General features: G+C 68.5%; 17 protein-coding genes. 9 read left to right on the top strand and 8 right to left on the bottom strand.

Going from position 1 to position 19,815, the window contains the following annotated elements; translation table 11 throughout:
* The first annotated feature begins 2 nt into the window (after nt 1-2).
* Genes kasA through EJK91_RS15575 form a run of 3 tightly spaced genes read left to right on the top strand, consistent with a single transcriptional unit; the run spans nt 3 to nt 4,026 of the window.
* The gene (gene kasA, locus EJK91_RS15585; RefSeq protein ID WP_024440585.1) at nt 3-1,256 is read left to right on the top strand and encodes a 3-oxoacyl-ACP synthase KasA; all 1,254 of its coding nucleotides are present in this window, start codon (nt 3-5) and stop codon (nt 1,254-1,256) included.
* Between the two features lie 32 nt (nt 1,257-1,288).
* Nucleotides 1,289-2,557, top strand: coding sequence for a 3-oxoacyl-ACP synthase KasB (gene kasB / locus EJK91_RS15580; protein WP_024440586.1), 1,269 nt, complete (start codon nt 1,289-1,291; stop codon nt 2,555-2,557).
* A 47-nt stretch (nt 2,558-2,604) separates the two neighbouring features.
* Nucleotides 2,605-4,026: an acyl-CoA carboxylase subunit beta gene (locus tag EJK91_RS15575; RefSeq protein WP_024440587.1), complete on the top strand. Its 1,422-nt coding sequence runs from the start codon at nt 2,605-2,607 to the stop codon at nt 4,024-4,026.
* Here EJK91_RS15575 and EJK91_RS15570 read toward each other — a convergent pair.
* Both EJK91_RS15570 and EJK91_RS15565 read right to left on the bottom strand, forming a co-directional pair.
* The gene (locus tag EJK91_RS15570) at nt 4,023-5,555 is read right to left on the bottom strand and encodes a glycerol-3-phosphate dehydrogenase/oxidase (RefSeq protein ID WP_164517978.1); all 1,533 of its coding nucleotides are present in this window, start codon (nt 5,553-5,555) and stop codon (nt 4,023-4,025) included. The genes EJK91_RS15575 and EJK91_RS15570 overlap by 4 nt on opposite strands.
* Nucleotides 5,555-6,133 carry a TetR/AcrR family transcriptional regulator gene (locus EJK91_RS15565; RefSeq protein WP_125079383.1) on the bottom strand — a complete coding sequence of 193 codons (579 nt, stop codon included), beginning with the start codon at nt 6,131-6,133 and terminating at the stop codon, nt 5,555-5,557. Before EJK91_RS15565 ends, EJK91_RS15570 begins: the two co-directional genes overlap by 1 nt.
* A gap of 56 nt (nt 6,134-6,189) precedes the next feature.
* Between EJK91_RS15565 and EJK91_RS15560 the strand changes: the two genes are divergently transcribed.
* Both EJK91_RS15560 and EJK91_RS15555 read left to right on the top strand, forming a co-directional pair.
* The gene (locus tag EJK91_RS15560) at nt 6,190-7,770 is read left to right on the top strand and encodes an FAD-linked oxidase C-terminal domain-containing protein (protein ID WP_206430430.1); all 1,581 of its coding nucleotides are present in this window, start codon (nt 6,190-6,192) and stop codon (nt 7,768-7,770) included.
* Nucleotides 7,767-8,675: a diacylglycerol kinase gene (locus tag EJK91_RS15555; protein WP_125079381.1), complete on the top strand. Its 909-nt coding sequence runs from the start codon at nt 7,767-7,769 to the stop codon at nt 8,673-8,675. Before EJK91_RS15560 ends, EJK91_RS15555 begins: the two co-directional genes overlap by 4 nt.
* Before the next feature lie 6 nt (nt 8,676-8,681).
* On the opposite strand, the gene EJK91_RS15550 is transcribed toward EJK91_RS15555, so the two are convergent.
* The 4 genes from EJK91_RS15550 to EJK91_RS15535 form a co-directional block, all read right to left on the bottom strand.
* Nucleotides 8,682-9,590 (bottom strand): hypothetical protein, encoded by a 909-nt coding sequence (locus EJK91_RS15550; protein WP_024440592.1) that lies wholly within the window; start codon nt 9,588-9,590, stop codon nt 8,682-8,684.
* A gap of 188 nt (nt 9,591-9,778) precedes the next feature.
* On the bottom strand, nt 9,779-10,300 hold the full coding sequence (locus EJK91_RS15545) for a DUF3145 domain-containing protein (RefSeq protein ID WP_036457126.1): 522 nt from the start codon (nt 10,298-10,300) through the stop codon (nt 9,779-9,781).
* 135 nt (nt 10,301-10,435) lie between these two features.
* Nucleotides 10,436-11,269 (bottom strand): serine hydrolase domain-containing protein, encoded by an 834-nt coding sequence (locus EJK91_RS15540; RefSeq protein ID WP_024440594.1) that lies wholly within the window; start codon nt 11,267-11,269, stop codon nt 10,436-10,438.
* An 85-nt stretch (nt 11,270-11,354) separates the two neighbouring features.
* Entirely contained in the window at nt 11,355-12,437 is a 1,083-nt protein-coding gene (locus EJK91_RS15535) for an AraC family transcriptional regulator (RefSeq protein WP_024440595.1), read from the bottom strand.
* Nucleotides 12,438-12,529: 92 nt separating this feature from the next.
* On the opposite strand from EJK91_RS15535, the gene EJK91_RS15530 reads away from it, so the two are divergent.
* From EJK91_RS15530 to EJK91_RS15520, 3 genes are read left to right on the top strand one after another with little or no spacing between them, the layout of a single operon-like run.
* Entirely contained in the window at nt 12,530-14,335 is a 1,806-nt protein-coding gene (locus EJK91_RS15530; protein WP_024440596.1) for an N-acyl-D-amino-acid deacylase family protein, read from the top strand.
* Nucleotides 14,336-14,344: 9 nt separating this feature from the next.
* Nucleotides 14,345-15,430: an S-(hydroxymethyl)mycothiol dehydrogenase gene (locus EJK91_RS15525; RefSeq protein WP_046299925.1), complete on the top strand. Its 1,086-nt coding sequence runs from the start codon at nt 14,345-14,347 to the stop codon at nt 15,428-15,430.
* Nucleotides 15,427-16,059 carry an MBL fold metallo-hydrolase gene (locus tag EJK91_RS15520; RefSeq protein WP_024440598.1) on the top strand — a complete coding sequence of 211 codons (633 nt, stop codon included), beginning with the start codon at nt 15,427-15,429 and terminating at the stop codon, nt 16,057-16,059. The genes EJK91_RS15525 and EJK91_RS15520 overlap by 4 nt, the downstream gene beginning before the upstream one ends.
* An 80-nt stretch (nt 16,060-16,139) precedes the next feature.
* Here EJK91_RS15520 and EJK91_RS15515 read toward each other — a convergent pair whose 3' ends face one another.
* Nucleotides 16,140-16,856 carry an SHOCT domain-containing protein gene (locus EJK91_RS15515; protein ID WP_024440599.1) on the bottom strand — a complete coding sequence of 239 codons (717 nt, stop codon included), beginning with the start codon at nt 16,854-16,856 and terminating at the stop codon, nt 16,140-16,142.
* Between the two features lie 84 nt (nt 16,857-16,940).
* On the opposite strand from EJK91_RS15515, the gene EJK91_RS15510 reads away from it, so the two are divergent.
* Nucleotides 16,941-18,017 (top strand): SAM-dependent methyltransferase, encoded by a 1,077-nt coding sequence (locus tag EJK91_RS15510; RefSeq protein ID WP_024440600.1) that lies wholly within the window; start codon nt 16,941-16,943, stop codon nt 18,015-18,017.
* On the opposite strand, the gene EJK91_RS22970 is transcribed toward EJK91_RS15510, so the two are convergent.
* Nucleotides 18,014-19,543 carry an Hsp70 family protein gene (locus tag EJK91_RS22970; RefSeq protein ID WP_125079380.1) on the bottom strand — a complete coding sequence of 510 codons (1,530 nt, stop codon included), beginning with the start codon at nt 19,541-19,543 and terminating at the stop codon, nt 18,014-18,016. The two genes, EJK91_RS15510 and EJK91_RS22970, sit on opposite strands and share 4 nt — an antisense overlap.
* Between the last annotated feature and the right edge of the window lie 272 nt (nt 19,544-19,815).

The following is a 19,815-nucleotide window of genomic DNA, read 5'->3' as shown; positions in this document are numbered from 1 at the left end:
TCGTGTCCTCTCAGCCTTCTACGGCCAACGGCGGTTACCCGAATGTCGTGGTAACCGCCGTTGAGGCCACCACTTCAATCGGCGCGGACATCGAGAGCACGTGGAAGGGCCTGCTCGCCGGCGAGAGCGGCATTCATGTGCTTGAGGACGATTTCGTCTCCAAGTGGGATCTGCCGGTCAAGATCGGCGGACACCTCAAGGACCCGGTCGACGACCACATGGGCCGGCTGGACCTGCGACGGATGTCCTATGTCCAGCGGATGGCCAAGCTGCTCGCCGGGCGGTTGTGGGAGAACGCCGGATCGCCAGAGGTCGACCCGGACCGTTTCACCGTCGTCGTCGGCACCGGACTCGGTGGCGGCGAGAAGATCGTCGAGACCTATGACCTGATGAACGAGGGCGGCCCCCGCAAAGTGTCGCCGCTGGCCGTTCAGATGATCATGCCCAACGGTGCGGCCGCAGTGGTCGGTCTGCAGCTCGGCGCTCGCGCCGGGGTCATCACCCCGGTGTCGGCCTGTTCGTCGGGCTCGGAGGCGATTGCGCACGCGTGGCGTCAGATCGTCATGGGCGACGCGGACTTCGCGGTCTGCGGTGGTGTCGAAGGCGGCATCGAGGCGCTGCCGATCGCCACCTTCTCGATGATGCGCGCGATGTCGACCCGCAACGACGACCCCGAGGGTGCGTCGCGGCCGTTCGACAAGGACCGGGACGGCTTCGTCTTCGGTGAAGCCGGCGCGCTGATGATCATCGAGACCGAAGAGCACGCCAAGGCACGCGGCGCCAAGCCGCTGGCCCGGTTGATGGGCGCCGGTATCACCTCCGACGCCTTCCACATGGTGGCTCCCGGACCCGATGGCAAGCGGGCGGGCCGTGCGATGACGCGGTCGCTGGAGTTGGCGGGTCTGTCCGCCAAGGACGTCGACCACATCAACGCGCACGGAACGGCGACTCCGATCGGTGACACCGCCGAGGCGAACGCGATCCGGGAAGCCGGTTGCCAGCACGCCGCGGTCTACGCACCCAAGTCGGCGCTGGGCCACTCCATTGGGGCGGTCGGTGCGCTGGAGTCGGTGTTGACGGTGCTCTCGCTGCGTGACGGGGTCATCCCGCCGACGCTGAACTACGAGACGCCGGACCCCGAGATCGATCTGGACATCGTGGCGGGCGAGCCTCGTTACGGCGACTACAAGTACGCCATCAACAATTCATTCGGGTTTGGTGGGCACAACGTCGCGCTCGCCTTCGGGCGGTACTGACACCGGATCAGAGAGGGAAGTTCGCAACAGCCATGTCAACGCTGGCAACGGGAAAGGGTCTCCCCAACGTCGTCGTCACCGGCTACGCCATGACGACGGCACTGGCCGCGGACGGGGAGAACACCTGGAAGAAGCTGCTCGACGGCCAGAGCGGCATACGCAAGCTCACCGACTCATTCGTCGAGGAGTATGACCTGCCGGTTCGCATCGGCGGGCACCTCGTCGAAGCCCCGGAGTCATTCGACGAGGGGCTGAGCCGCACCGAGCTGCGTCGGCTTTCCTACCTGCAGAAGATGGCTTTGGTGCTGAGCCGGCGTGCCTGGGAGCACGCCGGCTCACCCGAAGTGGACACGCGGCGCCTGATGGTGTCGGTCGGTACCGGGATGGGCTCTTCCGAGGAGCTCGTCTGGGCCTATGACGGTATGCGCGAACGCGGCCTGAAGGCGGTCTCGCCGTTGGTCGTGCAGAAGTACATGCCCAACGGAGCGGCCGCTGCGGTCGGGCTGGACCGTCAGGCGAAGGCCGGGGTGATCACCCCGATCTCGGCCTGCGCGTCCGGCTCCGAGGGCATCGCCCACGCGTGGCAACAGATCGTGCTCGGCGAGGCCGACATGGCGATCTGCGGCGGTGTGGAGACCCGGATCGAAGCAGTGCCGATCGCGGGGTTCGCCCAGATGCGCATCGTGCTGTCCACCACCAATGACGACCCGGAGGGCGCCTGCCGCCCGTTCGACCGCGACCGCAACGGGTTCGTGTTCGGCGAGGGCGGCGCACTGATGGTGATCGAGACCGAGGAGCACGCCAAGGCGCGCGGGGCCAACATCCTCGCCCGGATCATGGGTGCCTCGATCACCTCGGACGGCTACCACATTGTCGCGCCAGACCCCGACGGCCAGAGCGCGGGTCGGGCGATGACACGGGCGATCCAGGCCGCCGGCCTGACACCCGGCGACATCACCCACGTCAATGCGCACGCCACCGGAACCACGGTGGGTGACGTGGCAGAAGGCCACGCGATCAACCTCGCTTTGGGCCCGCACGGCGGCAACGCCGCGGTGTACGCACCCAAGGCGGCGCTCGGCCACTCCGTCGGCGCGGTCGGTGCGGTCGAGTCAATCCTGACGGTGATGGCCCTGCGTGAACAGGTCATCCCGCCGACCCGGAACATGGAGAACCTCGACCCCGAGATCGACCTGGATGTGGTCGCGGGCGAACCGCGCCCGGGCAATTACGAGTACGCGATCAACAACTCATTCGGGTTCGGCGGGCACAACGTCGCACTCGTCTTCGGCCGGTATTAGAAAGCCGCCGGAGCGAGACCCGCGATCAAAAATCAAGGAGAGGCGCGATGACGACTATGGCTCCCGAAACGGTGGGCGAATCGCTCGACCCGCGCGATCCCCTGCTGCGTCTGTCGACGTTCTTCGACGACGGCACCGTGGAATTGCTGCACGAGCGTGACCGCTCCGGCGTGCTGGCCGCGGGCGGCACCGTCAACGGAGTGCGCACCATCGCGTTCTGCACTGACGGCACCGTCATGGGCGGTGCGATGGGCATCGAGGGCTGCGACCACATCGTCAACGCATACGACACCGCGATCGCCGAGCAGAGCCCGATCGTGGGACTGTGGCACTCCGGCGGTGCCCGGCTGGCCGAGGGCGTCCGAGCCCTGCACGCGGTCGGACGCGTCTTCGAGGCCATGATCCGGGCGTCCGGATTCGTCCCGCAGATCTCGGTGGTAGTCGGTTTCGCCGCCGGCGGCGCCGCCTACGGCCCGGCCCTGACCGACGTCATCGTGATGGCACCGGAGGGCCGGGTGTTCGTCACCGGCCCCGACGTGGTGCGCAGCGTCACCGGTGAGGACGTGGACATGGCCGCGCTGGGCGGCCCCGACACCCACCACAAGAAGTCCGGCGTGTGCCACATCGTCGCCGACGACGAGCTCGACGCCTACGAGCGGGGCCGCCGCCTGGTCGGGTTGTTCTGCCAGCAGGGCCATTTCGACCGCAATAAGGCCGAGGCGGGCGAGATCGACCTGCACGCGCTGCTGCCGGAGTCGGCGCGACGCGCCTACGACGTGCACCCCCTGGTGAACGGGCTGCTCGACTCGGACGCTCCGTTCGATGAGTTCCAGGCCAAGTGGGCGCCGTCCATGGTCGTCGGACTGGGTCGGCTGTCCGGTCGCACCGTCGGCGTGCTGGCCAACAACCCGCTGCGGCTGGGCGGCTGCCTGAACTCCGAGAGCGCCGAGAAGGCGGCACGTTTCGTGCGGTTGTGCGACGCGTTCGGGATTCCGCTGATCGTGATCGTCGACGTGCCGGGCTACCTGCCGGGTGTCGGCCAGGAATGGGGTGGCGTGGTGCGCCGCGGTGCCAAGTTGCTGCACGCGTTCGGTGAGGCCACCGTCCCCCGCGTCACGCTGGTGACCCGCAAGACCTACGGCGGGGCTTACATTGCGATGAATTCGCGGTCGTTGGGCGCTACCAAGGTGTTCGCCTGGCCGGACGCCGAGGTCGCGGTGATGGGCGCCAAGGCCGCGGTCGGCATCCTGCACAAGAAGAAGCTGGCCGCAGCGCCCGACCACGAGCGCGAGGCGCTGCACGAGGAGCTGGCCGCCGAGCACGAGCGGATCGCCGGTGGCGTGGACAGCGCCATCGACATCGGTGTGGTCGACGAGAAGATCGACCCCTCACACACCCGCGGCAAGATCACCCAGGCACTGGCCGAAGCGCCCGCCCGCCGCGGCCGGCACAAGAACATCCCGCTCTAGTCGCTCACGAATTCCCGGGCGACGTCGAGCACCCGATCGCGGTCTTCGGCCACCAGCCCGATCCGGGTCCGTCGATCCACGATGTCCTCGACGGTCAGCGCACCCTCGTGGCTGACGGCGTAGTCGAACTCGGCACGGATCACGTCGATGCCCTCGGCCACCGGCTCTGCGGGCCGCTCGCAGGTGGCGACTGCCAACACGTTGGCCGCCTCCCCGCCATAGCGCCGAACCAACGACTCGGGTAGATCTGCCGTCAGCGCAACCTCCGATCCCGGGTTGCCGGGCGCACCGATCAACGGCATGTCCCGGGTACGGCATGGCGTGGCCGGCAGTGCCCGCAGGCGCACGGCTCGGTCCAGCACGTCTTCGGCCATATGCCGGTACTCGGTCAGTTTGCCCCCGATCACGCTGAACACCCCGGTCTCCGATTCGACCACGGCGTGATTGCGAGACACGTCCGCGGTGCGGCCTTCGCCGGTATCGATCAGCGGCCGCAGCCCGGCGTAGGCGCCGCGGACGTCGGCCGTGCTCAAGGCGGTGCCCAGCGCGGTATTGACGGTGTCCAACAGGAACGAGATCTCCGCCGAGGTGGGTTGCGGCACATCGGGAATCGGCCCGGGCGCCTCTTCGTCGGTGAGGCCCAGATACACCCGGTCGAGCTGCTCGGGCATAGCGAACACGAACCGGTTGAGCTCGCCAGGAATCGGCACGGTCAGCGCAGCGGTCGGATTGCCGAAGGCGGCCGCGTCGAACACCAGGTGCGTTCCGCGGCTCGGCCGCAGCCGCAGTGCCGCATCGATGTCGGCGGCCCAGACGCCCGTCGCGTTGATCACCGCCCGGGCGGTGACGTCGAACGACTCACCCGAGACCTGATCGGTCAGCCGAACCGTGTCGCCGGTGGCGTGCGATGCGGCCACGTAGGTCAGGATCGTCGCGCCGTGCTGGGCCGCGGTGCGGGCGACCGCCGTGACCAGCCGGGCGTCGTCGATCAATTGCCCGTCGTAGGCCAGCAGGCCGCCGTCGAGGCCGTCGCGGCGCACGGTGGGCGCCAGCGCCACGGCATGCTCGGCCGAGACCCGTCGCGAGCGGGGCAACACCGTCGCCGGTGTGCCCGCCAACCGGCGCAGCGCATCCCCGGCGAGAAATCCGGTGCGCACCAGGGCCCGATCCCGTCGCGGCATCGACCCCAGTAGCGGGACTAGTTGCGGCATCGCCCGCACCAGGTGAGGCGCGTTGCGGGTCATCAGGATTCCGCGTTCGATCGCGCTGCGCCGCGCGATGCCCACATTGCCGGTCGCCAGGTAGCGCAGTCCGCCGTGAACCAGTTTGGAGCTCCACCGGCTGGTGCCGAACGCCAGGTCTTGCTTGTCCACGCACACCACCCGTAGCCCGCGGGTGGCCGCGTCCAGGGCAATGCCGGCGCCGGTGATACCCGCGCCGATCACGACGATGTCAACCGGTGCGCCGTCGGCCAGCGCGGTCAGTTCGGCGGTGCGGCGGGCGGAGTTGAGCGCGGCGTTATCGGGCATCAGGAGAGGTACCTGTTCAGTGTGTAGGCCAGTTCGATGGAGAGCGCGTCCTCGTCGAGGATCGGCGCGACGACTTGCGCGGACTGGATCGCCGATTGGGTGATCAGCAGACACATCGCGGCAAGTTCACGCGGGTCGCCGGCTCGCACGCTGCCGGCGGCCTGGGCGCCGGCGAGCTCGGCGGCCACCAGGTCGACCAACCGTCGCTGGCTGGCCCCCATCCGCTGGGCGATGTAAACCATCGCGAGGTCGGGAGCGTGGTGTAGCACCCGCATCACCACCTCGTCGTGGCGCAGCCGCGCGGCAACCGCGACGATGCGCTTCACCAGCGCCTCACGCCCGGTTCCCGGTTGCTCGAGCTCGGTCCACGCCGCGGTGATCCGTGCGGTCAGCAGCGCCGCGATCACCGAGCGGCTGTCCGACCACCGCCGGTACACCGTTGGGCGACTCACCCCGGCGCGCCGCGCAATGGCCGCCAGGGTCACCCGCTCCATGCCCAATGCGAGCAGGCAGCTCGCGGCGGCATCGAGGATGCGCTCCCCGACCTCCACCTGCTCGTCATTACTAGTTGACAGCATATGTAATACTGTAACGCATGACGCAGGCCGATACCCAGGATGCCCTGACCCCGCCGATGAAGTGGAACGCCTGGGGGGATCCGGCAGCGGCCAAGCCTTTGAGCGACGGCATCCGTCAACTGCTCAAGGCCGCCCTGGGGGTGGACGGCACGAGCTCCCCGGAGCGCGATCCGAACCAGGTGTCGCTCACGCCGTCGGCATTGACCGAAGCTGACCACGCCGCGTTGGCGGCGATCGTCGGCGCTGGTTTCTGCCGCACCGATCACACCGCACGACTACTGCACGCCGGGGGCAAGTCCACCCTGGATCTGCTGCGGCGCAATAGTTCCGCCACCCAGGATGCGCCCGACGCGGTGCTGTTGCCCGGCAGCGACGACGAAGTCGCGGCGGTGTTGAGCTACTGCAGCCAGCACGCCATCGCGGTGGTTCCGTTCGGCGGCGGCACCAGTGTCGTCGGCGGGCTCGACCCGATCCGCGGCGACTTCTCCGCCGTGCTGTGCCTGGATCTGCGCCGGTTCGATCACCTACTCAACCTCGACGAGGTCTCCGGGGAAGCGGAATTCGGCGCCGGAGTGACCGGGCCCGACGCCGAGCGGTTGCTCGGCGAGCGCGGCTTCTCGTTGGGCCATTTTCCGCAGAGCTTTCAGTTCGCCACCCTGGGCGGCTACGCCGCCACCCGCTCCTCGGGTCAGGACTCGGCCGGCTACGGCCGATTCGACGACATGGTGCGCGGCCTGCGGATGATCACCCCGGCCGGCGTGCTGGACCTGGGCCGCGCCCCCGCCTCGGCCGCCGGGCCGGACCTGCGCCAGCTCCTGCTGGGGTCGGAGGGCGTGTTCGGTGTCATCACCCGGGTGCGGGTGCGGGTGCATCCGGCGCCGGCAACCACCCGCTATGAGGCGTGGTCGTTCCCCGACTTCGCCACCGGCGCAGCGGCACTGCGCGCGGTCACCCAGACCGGCACCGGACCGACCGTGATCCGGCTGTCCGACGAAGCCGAGACGGGCGTGAACCTGGCCACCACCGAGCAGATCGGCGAGCAACAGATCACCGGTGGCTGCCTGGCGATCACCCTGTTCGAAGGGACGGCCGAGCACACCGAGAGCCGGCATGCCGAGACCCGGGCGGTACTGGCCGCGCACGGCGGCACGTCACTGGGCGAAGAGCCGGCGCGGGCTTGGGAACACGGCCGATTCTCCGCGCCCTACCTGCGAGATTCGCTGCTGGCCGCCGGCGCGCTGTGCGAAACGCTGGAGACCGCCACCGACTGGGCGCGCGTGCCCACCCTCAAGACAGCGGTCACCGAAGCACTGACCACCGCACTGGGCGACAGCGGGACACCCGCCCTGGTGTTGTGCCACATCTCGCACGTCTACCCGACCGGCGCATCGCTGTACTTCACCGTGGTGGCGGGTCAGCGCGGCAATCCCATCGAACAGTGGCAGGCGGCGAAAGTCGCTGCGGGCGACGCGATCATGCGGGCAGGCGGAACAATCACCCACCACCACGCCGTCGGCGCCGATCATCGGCCGTGGATGGGCCAAGAGGTGGGCGAACTGGGCGTGCAGGTGCTGCGAGCGGTCAAAGCCACGCTGGACCCGGCCGGAATCCTCAACCCCGGCAAACTGATTCCATGACGTCGCGCCAGATCAGCCGGATCACGCTGCTGACCAACCCGGCGGCCGGGCACGGCAACGCCCGGCATGCCGCCGAGCGGGCGCTGGCGCGGTTCCAGCAGCTCGGCGTCAACGTCAACCACATCGTCGGCTCAGATGCTCACCACGCACGGCAGCTCCTTGATGAGGCCCTGGCCGCCGGAACGGACGCCGTGGTGGTGGCCGGCGGCGACGGCGTCATCTCGCTGGCATTGCAGTCATTGGCGCTCGGTGAGGTGCCGCTGGGGATCATTCCGGCCGGCACCGGCAACGACCACGCCCGCGAATACGGTTTGCCCACCGGCGATCCCGAGGCGGCCGCCGATGTCGTCGCCGAGGGACAGACCGAGACGATCGATCTGGGACGCATCGTCGAAGACGGCGGCGCGGTGTCCTGGTTCGGCACCGTGATGGCCGCCGGATTCGATTCGCTGGTGAGCGACCGCGTCAACCGGATGCGCTGGCCGCACGGCCGGATGCGCTACAACCTCGCCATGGTCGCGGAGATGTCCAAGCTGCGACTGCTGCCGTTCCGGCTGACCTTCGATGACGGTGCGCCGCTGGACATCGAGCTGACGCTGGCGGCGTTCGGCAACACCCGCAGCTACGGCGGCGGCATGTTGATCTGTCCGGGCGCCGATCATGGCGACGGCTTGCTGGACGTCACCATGGTGCACTCGGGGTCGCGGACCAAGCTGATTCGCCTGTTCCCCACCGTGTTCAAAGGCACCCATGTGCTGCTCGACGAGGTGAGCACGCGGCGGGCGAAGTCGATCCGGGTGGAGTGCCCGGGGATCAACGCCTACGCCGATGGCGACTACGTGGCCCCGCTGCCGGTGACGGTGTCGGCGGTGCCCGGTGCACTGCAGATACTGCGTGCGCCCTGATCGCTCTCACGAGATCAGCGAACTCCACAGGTCGCCGAGCTGACCGACCACCTCGTCAACCCAGGTGGTGAAGTCGGCAGCCGCCGGGGCGGCCGTGTCCAGCCAGGGGAAAGCCGGGATGTAGGTGCCGCCGGGCAGGAACGGATTCAGCATCACCGACCACGACGTCGCGAAGTCGATCAGCACCTGGAAGATGTTCGGCATCGGCACCAGCGGGTGCTCCGATGGGTCGGCAGTCAAACTGGCCCAGAGATCCGCCCACGGTTTGCCGAGATCCAAGGTGAACGTCGTGCCGGCCCACGGGTAGACGTCCGAGCCGTCCGAACCGATAGTCGTACCGGGGAAACCCAACGCACCCTCGACCGCACCGTGCGGGTCGGTGATGGTCGGGCCCTCTGTCGGGAAGGTGTAGCCGTTCAGGAGTTCCGAGATCGGCACCCGCCCGTAGCCCTGCAACAGCGCCAGCCAACCTTCGAGGCTGCAGAACATGGTGTCGCACGCAGTGTGGCTCGGTATTTGGGCCTGCAGAAAGCCGATCAACTGCTCACCCAACGGCTTCGAGAACGCCGGAATCGGGATCAGCATGTCGACCACTGCCTGGATTCGCTGCGGGTCGCCGAGGTCGATGCCCCAGATGTTCGTCGCGCTCGGGACGAACCACGGGCCGCTGAAGAACTGCGCGTAGGCGAATGCGTCGATGGCCTTCAGGGCGTTGGCCGGGATGTTGATGATGGCGTAGAGCAGGTTCAGCGGCACGTTGGCCAGGTCTCCGTCAGCGGTCAACTGCACGGCGACACCTGACGTGGCGACACCTGGCGTGGTGATGATCTCGGGTGCGGCCGAGCTGGCGGTGATCAACCCGGCGGCCACCAACGGCACATTGGCGATCGCGACCGAGCGCGTCAGGGCCGACATGATCTCTCCTTGACACCGAGAAACAGCGCGCGCCGAATACGCCTCGATGGAACAGCGCAGGCGCTGAGCACAGGCCGAGCCAACAGGAACAACGGGAGACAACAGGAACAACGCGCGGCTACAGGAGCAACGCGCGAGCGAGTCTACCCTAAGAAAAAACTATCGGCGAGTTGAGCGAATCCTGTGAGCTACCCCACACCACGGCTGAGCCAAGACACCTCTGCGCCGTCGCCACCGTCACGGTAGGCCTCCAGGGCCTCATCCCAAGCGGTGCCCAGCACCGTCTCGAGCTCCGCGGCCAGCGCGTCCGCCCCGGCGGCCATCAGCGTGCGCAGGCGGTTCTCCCCGACCATCACGTCACCGTTGGCACTCATCGTCCCGCTCCACAGGCCGAGCTGCGGCGTGTGGCTGAACCGCTGGCCGTCGACTCCGGCGCTGGGGTCCTCGGTGACTTCAAAGCGCAACACCGACCAGGAGCGTAGCGCGCTGGCCAGTTGGGCGCCGGTCCCCACCGGACCGACCCAGTTGACCACGGCTCGCAGCTGTCCCGGCATGGCCGGTTGCGGCGTCCAGTTGAGCTTGGCCTGGCCGTTGCGGGCACCCAAAGCCGAGGTCAGTGCCCACTCGACATGCGGGCACACCGCCGCGGGCGAGGCATGGATGTACACCACGCCGCTGGTCACGTCGGCGAATTGATTCGTCGCGCGCATCAGTTGCTCCTTCGGATCCACGAGGGACGTCTTCCCCAACGACCTGGTGGGACCGAGCTTGAGCAATGTTGCTGCAGAAACGGGAGTGTATTCAGTGTTGTATGTGTCTATTGTGCCTTGTGTGACGCCTGTTGGCTAGTCCCGGCTGGCCGCGGCTACCACGGCGTCGGACAGCGCCGGCCATCGGCCGGTGACCCAGTCCCCGAAGTCGCGGTCGGTGAGCACCACCAGCGCCCGCTTGATGGCCGGATCAGCCCAGATCAGCGTGCCTGACTGGCCGAAGTGGCCGAAGGTCCGCGCCGAGTTGCCGGCCCCGGTCCAGTGCGGTGTTTTGCCGTCCCGGATCTCAAAGCCCAGCCCCCAGTCGTTCGGTCGCTGCGGCCCATAGCCGGGCAACACCCCGTCCAGGCCGGGAAACTGCACGCGGGTGGCCTCGGCGTGGAGCTGCGGCGACACCGTGACCGGCGTCAGCAGGTCGCCGGCGAAGGCGGCCAGGTCCGCGACGGTGGAGGTACCGCCGAATCCAGCCGCCGGCGCTCCCCCCGTCAGCCGGCTGGCCGTCATGCCCAGTGGCTCGAACACCGCCTCGGCCAGGTAGCGGCCGAATTCGATCCCGGACGCCTGCTGCACGGCTTCGGCCAGCACCGCGAAGCCGTGGTTGGAGTACACCCGCCGCGTGCCGGGTTTGGCCAGCACCCGATCAGAGTCCGCCGAGAGCCCGGAGGCGTGCGCCAGCAGATGCCGCACCGTGGCGCCCGGCGGCCCGGCCGGGGTGTCGAGTTCGACGGCCCCCTCCTCCACCGCGACCTGCACCGCCCGCGCCACCAGGGGCTTGGTCACCGACGCGAGGTAGAACGGCCGCGCGGTATCGCCATGGGTGGCCAACACCCCGTGCGGGCCGATCACGGCGGCGGCCGCGTGACCGACCGGCCAGTCGTCGAGGGCGGCGAGAGCGTCTGCGGCGGACATCGCTGGTCAGCCTAAGCGGGGACTGCGAGCGCGGCGAAGCCGGGCGAGGGGGCACCTCCCGCTCCCAGGGGTCAGGTCACCGCCATCAGCCACCGGGGCCGTCGAACCCGGTCGCCGCACGGACCGCCTTGCGGTGGGTGGTCGCGCTGCACCCGAACCAACGCCGGCAGGACCGGCTGAGCACGCTCTGCTCGGCGTAGCCGAGTTCGCGGGTCAGGTGCGCCAGGCTGATGTCGGTGTCGCGCAGATAGCGATGGGCGGCATCGCGGCGGACGCCGTCGACCAGTGCCGCAAACGTAGTCTCCTCGGCGGCCAGCCGCCGATGCAGCGTCTTGGGGTGCAGGCCCAGCTGGCCGGCGATCAGCTCCAGGCTCACGGCGCCGGTGGGCAACAGCTGCAGCGCCATCGCGCGGACCGAGCCCGCGATGCCCGGCGACTCTGCGGTGATGCCGCTGAGATAGCGCACCATCGCCTCATGCGCTTGGTCGTCCCGGTGCAGGGGGCGGTCCAGATCGACGGTACGGATGGTGAAACCGGCGACCGGCTGCGCGAAATAGGGGCGGCAGCCGAAGTAGGCCACATAGTCGCGTACCGGGGTGAGCGCTTCGTGCGGAAGGTGCACGGACAGCGGCGCATACGGAGCGTCGAACATCATCCGCATGATCCCCAGCGACACTCCCAGCGACAGCTCGGTGGTCTGCGGATGCGGCGGGGAGCGCTCGATGAGGACCTCGAACGCATAGAACGATTCGCCTGGCGCCTGCGGCGGCCCCGGCTTCCCCTCCCCTACATCGAGCCTCGCTGAACCGCCGGCCCGGGCGCCCGGCATGATGCGCGCCGCGATCGCCGGGCTGTAGGCGGACAAGAACCGCTCCACGATCGAGAAGCCGCCGCCGACGGTGGCCGCGGTGCGTGCGGCCACACCCAGCGGCCCGAAGATGCCGATGTCTTGACGGAGGGCCAGCCGGCGCCCGAAATCCGGGCAGACGGTCGCGTTCGCTGCGCCCTCGATGGCCAGGATCAACGCGCGGTACGGCACGAATACGTCGTGGGCTCCGACCGAGCCGTCCGGTATCCCGGCTGCTCGCAGCAGTGCCACGGGATCACCGCCGAGCTCGGTGACCAGCTCCGGGTATCCGGACAGCGCGGTGCCGCGCACCACCGACATGTCCGCAAATATCAAAGAAATGTCCGCAGATGTCAAGACTTCGCCCGCCCTGCGAGACATGCTGGAACGGCATTCGGCGGAAAGGAATACCCGTGAGCTTTGACACCGTGATCCGTGGCGGTCGGTGGTTCGACGGCACCGGGGCGCCGTCGGCGATCCGCAATATCGGCATCCGCGACGGACACGTCGCCGCCATCTCGGCCGAACCACTCGACGAGTCGGGATGCGACCAGGTGATCGACGCGGCCGGCAAATGGGTGACGCCCGGACTGCTCGACATCCACACGCACTACGACGTCGAGATACTGCTTGCCCCCGCGCTGTCGGAGTCGGTGCGGCACGGCGTGACCACGGTGCTGGTGGGCTCGTGCTCGCTGTCCACCATCCACGTCGACGGCCAGGACGCCGGCGACCTGTTCGGCCGGGTCGAGGCCATCCCGCGCCAGTACGTGGTCGACACCATCGATGCGCACAAGACCTGGTCGAGTTGTGCGGACTACATCGCCAGCCTGGAGAAGCTGCCGCTCGGCCCCAATGTGACGGCGCTTATCGGACATTCCGACATGCGCGCCGCGACCATGGGATTGGACCGCGCCACCCGCTCCGATGAGCGGCCCACCGCGGCCGAGCAGGCCCGCATGGAACAGATGTTGGACGAGGCACTGCAGGCAGGATTCGTCGGAATGTCCTCCCAACAGCTGCTTTTCGACAAGATGGACGGCGAGGTCTGCCGCTCGCGGACGTTGCCGTCGACGTACGCCAAGCCCAAGGAGTTGCGCCGGCTCAAGTCCAAGCTGCGCCGCAGCGGACGAATCCTGCAGGCGGGTCCGGACGTCAAGAACCCGTTCGATGTGGTGTCACAGCTGGCCCAGGCCCTGGGAATATTCCGGCGGCCGCTCAAAACCACTCTGCTGGCCGCCGCCGACGTCAAGAGCAACCGCCTGGCGATCCCGACCATCATCAAAACATCACGCCTGCTCAATAAGTTGGGCGCCAACTTCCGCTGGCAGCATCTGCCGGTGCCGTTCGAGGTGTACGCCGACGGCATCGATCTGGTGATCTTCGAAGAGTTCGGCTCGGGCGCCGAGGCACTGCATCTGCGCGAGTCACTCGAGCGGGACAAGTTGATGCGGGACGAGGCTTACCGGCGACGCTTCCGCAAGGACTACGAGAACAAGTATGGACCGCGGGTGTGGCACCGCGACTTCTTCGATGCCGAGATCGTCGCCTGCCCGGACGCCTCGGTGATCGGAAAGTCCTTCGGGCAGGTCGGAATTGAGCGCGGCGGAGTGCACCCCGTCGATGCCTTCCTCGACCTCGTCCTCGAACACGGCACCGCCCTGCGCTGGCACACCACGATCTCCAACGACCGACCCGAGGTGCTCAAAACACTCGCCGCCGAACCCGGCATCCAGATGGGTTTCTCGGACGCGGGCGCGCACCTGCGCAATATGGCGTTCTACAACATGGGCCTGCGGTTGCTGCGCCACGTCCTCGACGCCCAGCAGGCCGGTCAGTCGTTCTTGTCCGTCGAGCAGGCGGTGCACCGGCTGACCGGTGAACTCGCCGACTGGTACCGGGTCGACGCCGGTCACCTGCGCGTCGGTGACCGCGCCGATGTGGTGGTCATCGACCCCGCGCACCTCGACGACACCCTGGACGCCTACGCCGAGGAATCCTTCGAGCCCTACGGCGGGATGTCCCGGATGGTCAATCGCAACGACAAAGCCGTCAGCGCCGTGTTCATCTCCGGCCGGGCAGTGGTCCTCGACGGTCAGCCCACCAGCGTGCTCGGCACGCAACGCACCGGAAGCTTTCTGCGGGCCGACACCCGCACCCCGGCCGCGGGCGTGCCGGCCGCGCAAGCCAGCGCACCGGACGCCACACCGGCAACATAGGGTGGCCCCATGAGTCAGACAGTGCGCGGTGTGATCTCCCGCGAAAAGGGCAAGCCGGTCGAGGTGACCGACATCGTCATCCCCGACCCCGGTGCCAACGACGTCGTCGTCGCCATCACCGCCTGCGGGGTGTGCCACACCGACCTGACCTACCGCGACGGCGGTATCAACGACAGCTACCCGTTCCTGCTGGGCCACGAGGCCTCCGGCACGGTCGAGTCGGTGGGCTCGGCGGTCACCGCGGTGGCGCCCGGTGATTTCGTGATCCTGAACTGGCGCGCGGTGTGCGGACAGTGCCGCGCCTGCAAGCGCGGTCGCCCGCACCTATGCTTCGACACCTTCAACGCCTCGGTTCCCATGACGCTGACCGACGGCACCGAGCTCACCCCGGCGCTGGGCATCGGGGCGTTCGCCGACAAGACCCTGGTGCACGAAGGTCAGTGCACCAAGGTAGATCCCAGCGCTGACCCCGCGGTGGCCGGCCTGCTGGGCTGCGGCGTGATGGCCGGTCTGGGTGCGGCGATCAACACCGGTGGCGTCACCCGTGATGACACCGTCGCGGTGATCGGGTGCGGCGGTGTGGGCGACGCCGCGATCGCCGGGGCAGCCCTGGTGGGGGCCCGGCGCATCATCGCGGTCGACACCGACAACACCAAGCTGAACTGGGCGCGTGACTTCGGCGCCACCCACACCATCAATGCCCGCGAGCTCGACCCGGTGGAGACCATCCAGGATCTCACCGACGGCTTCGGCGCCGATGTGGTGATCGACGCCGTCGGGCGCCCGGAGACCTGGAAGCAGGCGTTCTACGCGCGCGACTTGGCCGGAACCGTAGTGCTGGTGGGGGTTCCGACCCCGGAGATGCAGCTGGAGATGCCACTGATCGACTTCTTCTCCCGCGGCGGTTCGCTGAAGTCTTCCTGGTACGGCGACTGCCTGCCCGAGCGCGACTTCCCCACCCTGATCAGCCTCTACCTGCAGGGCCGGCTTCCGCTGGACAAGTTCGTCTCCGAACGCATCGGGCTCAACGATGTGGAGAAGGCGTTCGGGCGGATGCACGGCGGCGAGGTGCTGCGGTCGGTCGTGGTGCTATGACCGCAGCCAGTCCGATTCAGCGGGTCATCACCCACGGCACATTCGAACTCGACGGCGGCAGTTGGGAAGTCGACAACAACATCTGGATCGTCGGTGACGATTCCGATGTGGTGGTCTTCGACGCAGCTCACGACGCCGCCCCGATCGTCGAAGCCGTCGGCGGGCGCAACGTGGTGGCGGTGGTGTGCACGCACGGCCACAACGACCACATCACGGTGGCACCGGAGCTGGGTCGAGCGCTCGACGCGCCGGTGCTGCTGCACCCCGGCGACGACATGCTGTGGCAGATGACGCACCCGGACAGCGACTTTCGGGCGGTTGCCGACGGCGACACGCTCACTGTCGGGGGCTTGGAATTGCGGGCGCTGCACACCCCCGGCCACTCACCGGGCTCGGTGTGCTGGCATGTACCGGACCTGGGCGCGGTGTTCAGCGGTGACACCTTGTTCTGCGGCGGCCCGGGGGCGACCGGCCGATCGTTCTCGGACTTCCCGACGATCTTGGCGTCGATCTCCGAGCGGCTCGGCGCACTGCCGGCCGACACGGTGGTCTACACCGGGCACGGCGACAGCACGCGTATCGGTGACGAACTGGTCCATTACGACGAGTGGGTGGCGCGCGGCCACTGACGATGCGCCGCGAGGAACGAGCGGCGAAGAGGAAGGGCCCATCCAGCCCGGCCACTGAGCGCCACTAAGCGCCACCGAGCTCAGTGCCCGCGCAGGATTCGCCGCTTCTCTTCGGCAAACTCCTGCTCGGTCAGCGCTCCCGAATCACGCAGCGCCGTTATCGTTTTGAGCTGCGCGATCCGGATCCCCTCGCCCTCCGGAACGAACCGACCGTGGCTGACGTCTGCTCCCGTGTCGGTCGTCTCCACCGACGGGCTTCGACGGGGCGCCGCCCACAGCCGGCCTGCGATCAGATTCACCAGCCCCAGGACGAAGATCACCGGAAACACCCACAGCAGCGCCGAGTGGCCGGCAGGTTTTCCGAAGGCCAGCCGCGGAGCGATGTAGGCGCCGACCTGCCCATCGGTGACGATCTGGTAGTCACCGGCCTCGGCCACGTTTATCCGCCACAACCGGCGCCGGCTGTCGTTGTTGACCGTGGTGGTCATCCCGATGCTTTCCTCGAACTCCGGATCGGGCACCCCATCCGGTGGTGTCACCGTCACGCTGATCGGTGGGACCGGCAGTCCGCCGCCAGTGGGACTTGAGATGACCCGGGTGTGAAGATTGACCGTCACCTCGCCCGCCGGCAGATGCACTCTGCCCGAGCCCGGGATCGGCACTTCGCCATAAGCGTCGTAGCGGTCCAGCACAAAGACGTTGAGAATCAGCGCGACCACGAAGCCGATCACCCCAATGGTCATCAGGCCGGCTGTCACCACGAGCGGAATGCGCCCGATCGCCCGTTGTGCGCCCACTTACGGAAGTGTGCCACGGATTGCCGATGCCGCTACGGTCAGTGGTGGATATCGATGACGGTTTCGCCGGGGTCGGAGGTGGCCATGCCAGAGTCGAGTATCGTCGTCCGCCCCGAGCCCGGCGGCGCTCCCTCGAGTCGCTTGCAGGCGGCCGGGCTGGCCCATGCGACCGGTGTTTTCGCACAGCTCGCGGCGACGGTTCCGCTGCCCGCCGCCCCGCGGCCGATCGTCGTCGCCGACTACGGGGCCGCCACCGGTTACAACTCACTGCTTCCGATCGGGGCCGCCATCGCCGCGTTCCGACGGCGAACCCGGACCGACCATGCCGTGTTGGTGGTCCATACCGACCTGCCGGACAACGACTTCACGGCGCTGTTCACGACGCTGGCTGACGATCCCGACAGCTATGTCCGCAGGGACACCGCCAGCTTCCCCTCGGCGGTAGGACGCTCGTTCTACAGCCAGATTCTGCCCTCGCAGAGCGTCAATCTGGGCTGGACGTCCTGGTCGACCATGTGGCTGCGCCGGACCGCCGCGGAGCTGCCCGAGTTCTCCGATCACGTCCATGTCGCGCACACTGACGACGACGACGCGCGGCGCGCCTACGCCCGCCAGGCCTCCCAGGATTGGCATGACTTCGTGGCGTTCCGCGGCCGGGAGTTGAGTCCGGGCGGCAAGCTGCTGGTGTTGACCGCCGCCGTGGACGCTGCCGGCCGATCGGGCTACCAGCCGCTGCTCGATGCGATCGTCGCGGTCCTGGACGAGCAGGTGCACGACGGCACACTGACGCGGGATGAAGTGGCCCGCATGTCGATTCCGGTGCTCGGCCGCACTGAGAAGGAACTTCGTGCGCCGTTCGCCCCTGCCGGGCGGTTCGAGTCGCTGACGATCGAGCGGCTGGAGGTGTTCGACGCCGAGGACCGGTTCTGGGACCGATACCTGCTGGATGGCGACGCGGCTGCGCTCGGCACCCACTGGGCCGCCTTCGTCAGCGCCGCCGTCTTCCCCACGCTGGCCTCTGCCTTGGCCGGCGGCCCCGACGATCCGCGCGCAGCCGACTTCGTGCGTCACTTGGAAGCCGGCGTCGCCGCCCGGCTCGCGAGCCACCCCGAGCAGGTGCAGATCCCGCTGGCATTGATCGTTCTTGCCAGGCAGCGCTAAGGGCTGACGGGGATCTCGGCGGTTTCCGGCGGCGAGCTCTCGGGAATCTCGGGCACGGTCGGCGGTATCGGTTCGGGGCTGGGAGCGAACGCCGGGGGCGGCTCGAAGGTCGCTGGCGGTGAGGTGGTCGTCGTCGACGACGAGACCGTCGTCAGCTCGCTGGTGCCCGGTCCGGTGTCGGCGGCACGCCGCAGCACCAAAACGGCAACCGTACCCAGCAACATCGCGACCAGCGCAGCCAAGAGCACCACCGGGACCGGCCTTCGATACCACTCCACGCCACGCCCGCCACCGATCACTTCGGGTTCCGGCGCGGCGAGCTGCGGCGGCGCGGCGGGTGCCGGGCTCGCCGGCGGCGGCGGAGTCACCAACGGTTGCAACCCCGCCTCAGGGACGCTGTCGGGCACCGGTGGTGGAGCATGCTCCGGTGGCGGCACCGACTCCGGGAACGGCGGCGGCGCCACGGTCGGCGGCGCCTTCTTCGGAACGGCCACCACATTGCCGGCAACGCTCAGCGCGGCCCCGATCGCCGCCGTCAGCTGTGGTCGCGGCGAGCTGATTACGGCGACCCCGAAGCGTTGCGACAGACCGGTCGTGACCGACGGCATGTTCGCTCCGCCGCCGACGGAGACGATCGCCGACAGCGCATCGGGACCGATTTCGTTGTCGGCCAAGGTGTTCTGCAGGACGGTGAAAAAGCCCTCGAGCGGCTGGCGCAGCGCCTCGTCGAGTTCGATACGGGTCAGCCATACGCCGCCGTGGAACCCCGCGAGTTCGGCCACCGTCTCAGATGACAGTTGCTCCTTGGCGTCACGGCACTGGCTGCGCAGCCGGGTCAGCGACCCCACCGTCGGAGGCCCGTCGCCGTTGCCACCCAGATCGGCCACCACGTGATCCAGCAACGCCTGGTCGATCACGTCGCCGGAGAAGACGGTGCTGCGCCGGGTGGCACTGATCGGTTCGAAACCGCGCTCCGCGTCGACGAGGGTGACGTTGGTTCCGCTCCCCCCGAAGTCGCACACCGCGATGATCCCGTGCTCGGGCAGGCCCGGATTCGCTTGCAGCGCAGTCAAAGCAGCCGTCGCGTCGGAGACCAGCGACACCGGATGCTGCGCCCATTCCGAAACCCGTGCCAGCGCGGTGCGCAGCGCCCCGACGGCGTCGCGTGACCAATGCGCGGGGTAGGTGACCGCTACCGCGGGCGGGATGGGACGTCCCTCGGTCACCGCATACGCCAAGGCGTGCAATCCATCTGCGAGCAGTTGCTCGGCACGGTGGGTCGATCCGTCGCTCGCCACCACGGGCCCGCCGCCGCCGACGCGATCCACGAAATCGGTCACTACGAGTCCACGGTCGTGCAGTTCGGAACTCACTGCGGAGTTCTCCGACGGCATGCCGATCTGGGAGGGCCGATCCCGGAACAGCGTCAGCACGGGCCGACGGGCGATCGCGCGATCGGCGGTAACCGCCGCTAATGTGGTCGCCCCGACGGACATCCCCAACGCGGGGCCTGTCTCTTGCGCCATGCTGTCCCATCCACGGTGTCATCCGGCGGTCAGAGCGCACCGGTCCGCGCAATTTTATCGATGAATGTTCGATATATCCGGTATTGCAGCGCTGTTGGTGCGCCGGAGAAGTCGCGCCGAGCGCTGCTGCCGACATTCGGCATCTGGTCGTATGCGAGCGCTGGGCCACCGCCCCTTGGCGTTGCCCGGTGCCGCGGCGCCGGCGCTTCCGCGAGCGTGGCCGGGGGGTGCCGCGGTGGGCAGCCCCTACCGAGCGTTCGGCGCCGGGCCGG

The organism is Mycobacterium sp. P7213 (assembly GCF_900604305.1).
In the GTDB taxonomy this organism is placed as follows: Bacteria; Actinomycetota; Actinomycetes; order Mycobacteriales; family Mycobacteriaceae; genus Mycobacterium.
This window is presented reverse-complemented; position numbering and strand designations above follow the sequence as displayed.

Excerpts from the sequence above, each read along its gene's own strand:
- kasB (WP_024440586.1), top strand. The coding sequence starts at position 1,289 with ATGTCAACGCTGGCAACGGGAAAGGGTCTCCCCAACGTCGTCGTCACC.
- EJK91_RS15575 (WP_024440587.1), top strand. The coding sequence starts at position 2,605 with ATGACGACTATGGCTCCCGAAACGGTGGGCGAATCGCTCGACCCGCGC.
- EJK91_RS15570 (WP_164517978.1), bottom strand. The coding sequence starts at position 5,555 with ATGCCCGATAACGCCGCGCTCAACTCCGCCCGCCGCACCGCCGAACTG.
- EJK91_RS15565 (WP_125079383.1), bottom strand. The coding sequence starts at position 6,133 with ATGCTGTCAACTAGTAATGACGAGCAGGTGGAGGTCGGGGAGCGCATC.
- EJK91_RS15560 (WP_206430430.1), top strand. The coding sequence starts at position 6,190 with ATGAAGTGGAACGCCTGGGGGGATCCGGCAGCGGCCAAGCCTTTGAGC.
- EJK91_RS15555 (WP_125079381.1), top strand. The coding sequence starts at position 7,767 with ATGACGTCGCGCCAGATCAGCCGGATCACGCTGCTGACCAACCCGGCG.
- EJK91_RS15550 (WP_024440592.1), bottom strand. The coding sequence starts at position 9,590 with ATGTCGGCCCTGACGCGCTCGGTCGCGATCGCCAATGTGCCGTTGGTG.
- EJK91_RS15545 (WP_036457126.1), bottom strand. The coding sequence starts at position 10,300 with ATGCGCGCGACGAATCAATTCGCCGACGTGACCAGCGGCGTGGTGTAC.
- EJK91_RS15540 (WP_024440594.1), bottom strand. The coding sequence starts at position 11,269 with ATGTCCGCCGCAGACGCTCTCGCCGCCCTCGACGACTGGCCGGTCGGT.
- EJK91_RS15535 (WP_024440595.1), bottom strand. The coding sequence starts at position 12,437 with ATGTCGGTGGTGCGCGGCACCGCGCTGTCCGGATACCCGGAGCTGGTC.
- EJK91_RS15525 (WP_046299925.1), top strand. The coding sequence starts at position 14,345 with ATGAGTCAGACAGTGCGCGGTGTGATCTCCCGCGAAAAGGGCAAGCCG.
- EJK91_RS15520 (WP_024440598.1), top strand. The coding sequence starts at position 15,427 with ATGACCGCAGCCAGTCCGATTCAGCGGGTCATCACCCACGGCACATTC.
- EJK91_RS15510 (WP_024440600.1), top strand. The coding sequence starts at position 16,941 with ATGCCAGAGTCGAGTATCGTCGTCCGCCCCGAGCCCGGCGGCGCTCCC.
- EJK91_RS22970 (WP_125079380.1), bottom strand. The coding sequence starts at position 19,543 with ATGGCGCAAGAGACAGGCCCCGCGTTGGGGATGTCCGTCGGGGCGACC.